At 69.5% G+C, this 1,913-nt stretch carries 2 protein-coding genes; one reads left to right on the top strand and one right to left on the bottom strand.

Going from position 1 to position 1,913, the window contains the following annotated elements:
* Positions 1-39: 39 nt before the first annotated feature.
* Positions 40-1,392, bottom strand: a complete 1,353-nt coding sequence (locus BN423_RS07720; RefSeq protein WP_019239687.1) for an FtsX-like permease family protein — start codon at positions 1,390-1,392, stop codon at positions 40-42.
* A 216-nt stretch (positions 1,393-1,608) separates the two neighbouring features.
* On the opposite strand from BN423_RS07720, the gene BN423_RS10800 reads away from it, so the two are divergent.
* On the top strand, positions 1,609-1,913 hold a 305-nt coding region (locus BN423_RS10800), incomplete at its 3' end, for a FeoA family protein (RefSeq protein ID WP_043359856.1).

The following is a 1,913-nucleotide window of genomic DNA, read 5'->3' as shown; positions in this document are numbered from 1 at the left end:
AATTGACTCAGTGAGTCAATTGAACCCGTCCCCAATGACTCAGAGCAGCAGGCGCTCGCAGGCGCGACAGGTGATGCGGTAGTACGCGCCCATGAGGGCGAGGGTGAAGGCGAGGGTGCCGGCTACCACGAGCGCGAACGACCCGCTGCCCAGCACGAGCGCCAGGAAGGCGACGAGGATGAGGCCGAACACATCGTGGACGAGCGCGCATCCGAGCGGGGCGGCGAAGCTCAGGCGCACCTGCTGGCGCAGGGAGACGCGCGCGAGCTCGCGGTCGCAGCCCAGCTCGCGCAGGGTCTCGTAGGCATGCCGCGCGTCCGCGGCGCCCGAGAGCTGCTGCAGCGCGAGGATCGCCGCAGCGGTGACGAGGAACGCCGCGCCGTAGAAGATCCCGATGTAGCCGATGGGCGCGAGCGTGCTCGCGTTCTCGACCACCGCCCCCGGCGCGCGCATGCCGACGCTGAACGCGAAGCCCGCGCAGATCATGCACACGGCCGCCGCGATGAGCACGCACACGCAGGCGAGCGCGGCCGAGGTGCTCGAGATGCGTGCCTCGGTCTGCCGCACGGTGAAGGGGCGCAGGCCGTCCCAGTAGCGCTCGGGCCTCCGCCGGGCGCGCTCGCCCAGCCGCCAGGCGCCCGCGCGCATCACGAGCATGGTTGCCCCGAACGCGGCGAAGCCCATGGGGATGATGAAGGCGACGAAGTACATCGGCTGTACGACGCAGCTCCCCCACACGACGGCGAGGAGCGGCACGGCGAGGGCGAGCTGCACGCGCGCCCCGCGCTTGCTCGCGAAGCGCATGCGCTCGGGCGCGCGCTCGGCGCTCATGAGCTCGATGAGGGGGCGGCGCACCACGTCGCGCACGCATGCGGCGGAGCCGAGCGCGGTGATGGCCGCGAAGCTGCAGGCCGTCCAGACGGCGGCGCCGGTGGAGAACACCGGGAGCAGCCGCCAGGGCGCGTCGAACACGAAGGCGGCGATGAGGCCGAAGGCAGGGGAGAGCACGACCCCGGCGAGGATGCCCGTCGCGAGCGCCGCCGCGCCCACGATGCCGCCCTCGAGCGCGAGGACGCACGCCACGCCGCGGCGCTCCATGCCCAGCAGTGCGTACATGCCGAACTCACGCTTGCGGCGGCGCACGATGAAGCGGTTGGCGTAGGCGACGAGGAAGATGAACACCACGACGACGAAGACGGAGAAGCCTTCGAGGACGCCGCCCATGCTCCCATAGATACCGCGCTGCTCGGGCGTGAGGTCGAGCGCGGTGAGGTAGTCGCCCGAGGCGATGAACGAATACAGCAGGCAGGCGGCGAGCGCGAGCGTGGCGAAGTAGACCGAGTAGTCGCGCAGGCTGCGCCGGACGTTCCCACGTGCGAGTTTGAGGTACATGATGCTCCCATCGGTTGGTGGCAGCGTCCATTCTCGTCCTCGCGCGCCCGGCGAGCCATCGATTTGGCTTACGCGAACGTTTCGTTTTTGTAAGGGTGTGCGCTTTCCGCCTGCGACGCTGCCGCGCCGCCCCGATACCGCTACAATCTCATACGGCCTGTGTTCACTGCGGTCAACATTTCGACCGCCCCGGAGGCGCACCAGAGGAGATTTCGCATGAAGCTCGACGAGCTTGAGATAGGTAAGGACGCGATCATCGAGTCGGTTGAGTCGGACGATTCGTCGCTGCGCCAGCACATCTTCGATATGGGGCTCACGCCCGGCACCGAAGTGACCATGATGAAGTACGCGCCCATGGGAGACCCGCTCGAGATCCGCCTGCGCGGCTACGAACTCACCCTGCGCCGCGCCGACGCGGCGCGCATCGCGGTCACCGACGTGCACGACGCGCACAACTGCCCGCGCAAGAACCCCGAGGCCACCGCGACCGCGCACCCGGCGCTCGGCGAGGAGCCCGCCCG

The organism is Enorma timonensis, assembly GCF_000321165.1.
Lineage (GTDB): Bacteria > Actinomycetota > Coriobacteriia > Coriobacteriales > Coriobacteriaceae > Enorma.
The sequence above is the reverse complement of the archived record's forward strand: the minus strand, read 5'-3'. Positions and strand labels throughout refer to the sequence as shown.

Coding starts and splice junctions, on each gene's coding strand:
- BN423_RS07720 (WP_019239687.1), bottom strand. CDS start 1,392: ATGTACCTCAAACTCGCACGTGGGAACGTCCGGCGCAGCCTGCGCGAC.